Annotated in this window: 5 protein-coding genes; 3 read left to right on the top strand and 2 right to left on the bottom strand. The window is 67.2% G+C overall.

The genetic code is table 11. The features are described 5' to 3' along the window. Positions 1-119: 119 nt before the first annotated feature. On the bottom strand, positions 120-599 hold the full coding sequence (locus tag ACESK5_RS18970; protein ID WP_372913146.1) for a dihydrofolate reductase: 480 nt from the start codon (positions 597-599) through the stop codon (positions 120-122). Positions 600-697: 98 nt separating this feature from the next. On the opposite strand from ACESK5_RS18970, the gene ACESK5_RS18965 reads away from it, so the two are divergent. The 3 genes from ACESK5_RS18965 (at position 698) to ACESK5_RS18955 (ending at position 2803) form a co-directional block, all read left to right on the top strand. Next, on the top strand, positions 698-910 hold the full coding sequence (locus tag ACESK5_RS18965; RefSeq protein ID WP_372913145.1) for a DUF1918 domain-containing protein: 213 nt from the start codon (positions 698-700) through the stop codon (positions 908-910). Between the two features lie 2 nt (positions 911-912). Next, the gene (locus ACESK5_RS18960; RefSeq protein ID WP_372913144.1) at positions 913-1365 is read left to right on the top strand and encodes an RNA-binding protein; all 453 of its coding nucleotides are present in this window, start codon (positions 913-915) and stop codon (positions 1363-1365) included. A 283-nt stretch (positions 1366-1648) separates the two neighbouring features. Next, entirely contained in the window at positions 1649-2803 is a 1155-nt protein-coding gene (locus ACESK5_RS18955) for a mechanosensitive ion channel family protein (RefSeq protein WP_372913147.1), read from the top strand. Positions 2804-2818: 15 nt separating this feature from the next. On the opposite strand, the gene ACESK5_RS18950 is transcribed toward ACESK5_RS18955, so the two are convergent. Next, positions 2819-3043 carry a hypothetical protein gene (locus tag ACESK5_RS18950; protein ID WP_372913143.1) on the bottom strand — a complete coding sequence of 75 codons (225 nt, stop codon included), beginning with the start codon at positions 3041-3043 and terminating at the stop codon, positions 2819-2821. Between the last annotated feature and the right edge of the window lie 396 nt (positions 3044-3439).

Here is a 3439-nt window from a genome sequence, read left to right as displayed (position 1 = left end):
GTCCGGTCGGGAGCGAGACGTACGTCGAGGCGCCGCAGGCGGGACAGGTGACCGAGACGAGCGACACGGGACGAAGGGACGTCGGTGCGGGGATTATACGCACCGGTCGGCCTCTCCGTTCACGCCGTGCGGACCCACTCTTCGAGGGTGAACCCCTCGTCCTCGGTTTCGGAGACGAGCGTCCAGTCGGACTCGTCGAACTCCGGGTAGTAGCTGTCCCCCTCGTACTCGCCGGGGACGCGGCTCAGGAACATCCGGTCGAGGTGGGGCTGGAACAGTTCGTAGATGACGGCACCGCCGATGACGTACGCGGCGTCGGCCCCGTCGGCGGCGGCGATGTCGACCGCCTCGTCGACCCCGGCCGCGTGGACGGCGCTGTCCACCTCGAACGACTGGGTGGAACGGCTGAGAACGATCTGCCGTCGCCCGGGGAGGTCGTCGAGCATCGACTCGAACGTCCGGCGACCGAGGATGACGGGGGCGTCGGCGATGCGTGCGCGGTACTGTTTCTTGTCGGCGGGGATGCTCGGCCACGGCAGTTCGCCGTCCTTCCCGATGACGCGGTCGTCCGTGAGCGCGGCGACGGAGACGAGTTCCATACCGTCGGTTGCGACTGGTCGAGCCAAAGCCCTTCGTTCCGGTCCGGGGCTGTGACCGTATCACCGAGTTTTTATCCGGGCCACGCAGAAGGTGGAGTATGAGCTTCGAGAAAGACGACACCGTCGTCCTGCACGACAAACACAGCGAGTTCGACGGCCAGGTCGGGACGGTAACGCAGGTCATGGAGACGATGTTCGGCGACGCGACGTACACGGTGAGCTTCGACGACGGCCAGGAGACGGGCGTCCCCGAGGACCAGCTCGAGGCGACCGACGACGCCGAAGCCGAAGCGGACGCCGACGACGAGTAACCGTGGTTCGCGTCCCGTTCCACTACGTCGACCTTCGGGCGTTCTCCTACGAGACGGAGGACGAGGCGCGGGTCGAGTCGGCGCTTCGGACGTTCCTCCCGGAGGAGTTCGAGGTGGAGCGGGCAGAGAGCCGTGGGCACCACGGCGACCGCATCGTCGTCCGTTCGGCGCGCGTCGAACGGGCCGACGGCGTCCGACACGTCCTCGCACAGGTCGCCGCCGCGCCCGACTACGACCGCATCTTCGAGGAACTCGACGACCGGATCACCGACAACTGCGAACTGTTCCTCCGTTTCGACAAGCAGGCGGCGTTCCGCGGCGAGGTCCGACTCGGGGAGGGAATCACCTTCCGCGCGAAGGTGGAAGCGTACCCCGCGAAGCGCGAGGCGGCGCTGGAGAACGCTCGAGAGGCGCTCGAAGACGTCCGCGGCGAGGCCGACGGCGGGTCCGACTGAGCCGGAGAACGGCAGGTCGACCGAACGCTGGCGAGCAGGGCACCGACACCGGATACTGGCGAGCAGGTGGCACCGACGGGAGACGCGGAACGGTGTGCCACACGACCGCAGCACGTCCCGCGGGAGCGGTCAGGTCACACGCCGGGGTGGCCGCCTCCCGGTACTTCAACGCTCGGCCCGCTCGCTGTTCGCGCTGTGCGGAACCGAACGCGCCGATTCGCGGGGAGTATAGGACGCGAACGAGGCGAAAACGGTTAGTCAGTCGACGTTCATGGTAGGTGTCGTGTTAGATGCGGTGACCGGACTCCTCGACGGGTTGGCGGCGTGGCAAGCGACGCTCGTCGTCCTCGTGCTCTCGCTCGGCGGGGCGCTCGTCGTCGAGATGGTGCTCATCCGTGGCGCCTCCCACCTCGTGCGGCGGACCGACACGAAGTTCGACAACATCGCCGTCCGGAACATTCGGTGGCCGCTCGTCGTCTCCGTGGGGCTCGCGGGAATCTACGTGTTGACGCGGACGCCTGCCGTCGTCGAGAGCACGCTCGTCACCGCCGGACAGCTCGACACCTTCTTCGGACGCCCGTCGCTCGTCGTCATCATCGTCACGTGGGCGTGGGCGCTCAACAACCTCGTCACCGAGGCGGTCGAGGAAGTGAAAGAGCGGGGAAGCCGGTTCGACTTCGCGCCCGTCTTCTCGAACGTCTGGACGCTCGTCGTCGCCGTCGGGACGGCCGCGGCGCTCCTGCGACTGTACAACATCGACATCACCCCCCTCCTGGGTGCAGCTGGCGTCGCGGGCATCGCCGTCGGGTTCGCCGCGAAGGACACCGTCGCCAACTTCTTCGGCGGCATCGCGCTGTACTTCGACGACACGTACAAGCTCGGCGATTACATCGTCCTCGACTCGGGCGAGGCCGGCACCGTCGTCGAGGTGGGCATCCGTTCGACCACGCTCATGACGCGCGACGAGGTACTCGTGACGGTCCCGAACTCCGCGCTGAACGCCGCGAAGATCGTCAACGAGTCGGCCCCACAGCGCCGACGCCGCATCCGAGTCCCCATCGGCGTCGCCTACGGGACCGACGTCGACGAGTTCGAGGCGCTCGTCACGGAACTCGCCCAGGAGGAACCGCTCGTCCTCGACTCGCCGAAGCCGCGGATGCGCCTCCGGCGGTTCGGCGACTCGGCGCTGGAGTACGAACTCCTCTGTTGGGTCGCGAGTCCGACCCGACGCGCCCGCGCGACGCACGAACTCAACCGGTCCATCTACCAGGCACTCGCCGCACGGGGCATCGAGATTCCGTATCCGAAGCGGGACCTCACGGTCACCGGCGCCCCCGGGACGACGGACGGCCCGTCGACCCCGCAGTCACCGTTCGAGGGTGACGACGTCGAGAGCGTCCCGAGCGAAACCGACGGCGGTCACGATGAACGGCCCTAGTGCCGGTGCCGGGAGTCAGGCGAGTTCGGCGAGCGCGAGGAGGATGCTGGGGGCGACGAGGAGCACGAGTCCCACGAGTATCAGGAGTGCCGGAAGCACCAGCAGTCCCATCTCGGTGAACAGCCAGAGGCCGAGCCCCGCGACGACGGCGAGCAAGCCGACGACGCGGAGGAGCCAGGTGACGACACCCTCGAGTTCCGACTCGGCGACGAGTTCTGCGGCTTCGAGCGCTTCGTCCATCTCGTCTGCGACACGTGCTTCGGGTCACTTGGTTCGTTCGAAACGGTGACGAACGGAACGCCGACCCGCCGACCGAGGCGGAAGACCTGTTACCCCCGCCCCCACAGCATCGGTATGGTCGTCGATGCGCTCGTCTCGACGTTCGGGCCGTTCCTCATCCCGGCGGTCCTGTTCGGCCTCGGCCTCGTCGGCTACCTCTTCATCGTCGCCGCGAGGCGGTACTGGGAGGGATGAGAACGAACGACACATCCGGTATCAATACTACTGACTTTCAGCTATATAGTAAAAAGTTTGATACATCGTCCGTCGAATCCCGCTAGTCGATGGAGCACGGGTCGGGTCGGGTAGTGACGTCGTCGCGTGGGTTCGTTCTCGCCACCCTCGCCGTGGGCGCGG

This window comes from Salinigranum sp., from assembly GCF_041641895.1.
Taxonomy (GTDB): Archaea; Halobacteriota; Halobacteria; order Halobacteriales; family Haloferacaceae; genus Salinigranum.
The sequence above is the reverse complement of the archived record's forward strand: the minus strand, read 5'-3'. Positions and strand labels throughout refer to the sequence as shown.

Coding starts and splice junctions, on each gene's coding strand:
- ACESK5_RS18970 (WP_372913146.1), bottom strand. CDS start 599: ATGGAACTCGTCTCCGTCGCCGCGCTCACGGACGACCGCGTCATCGGG.
- ACESK5_RS18965 (WP_372913145.1), top strand. CDS start 698: ATGAGCTTCGAGAAAGACGACACCGTCGTCCTGCACGACAAACACAGC.
- ACESK5_RS18950 (WP_372913143.1), bottom strand. CDS start 3,043: ATGGACGAAGCGCTCGAAGCCGCAGAACTCGTCGCCGAGTCGGAACTC.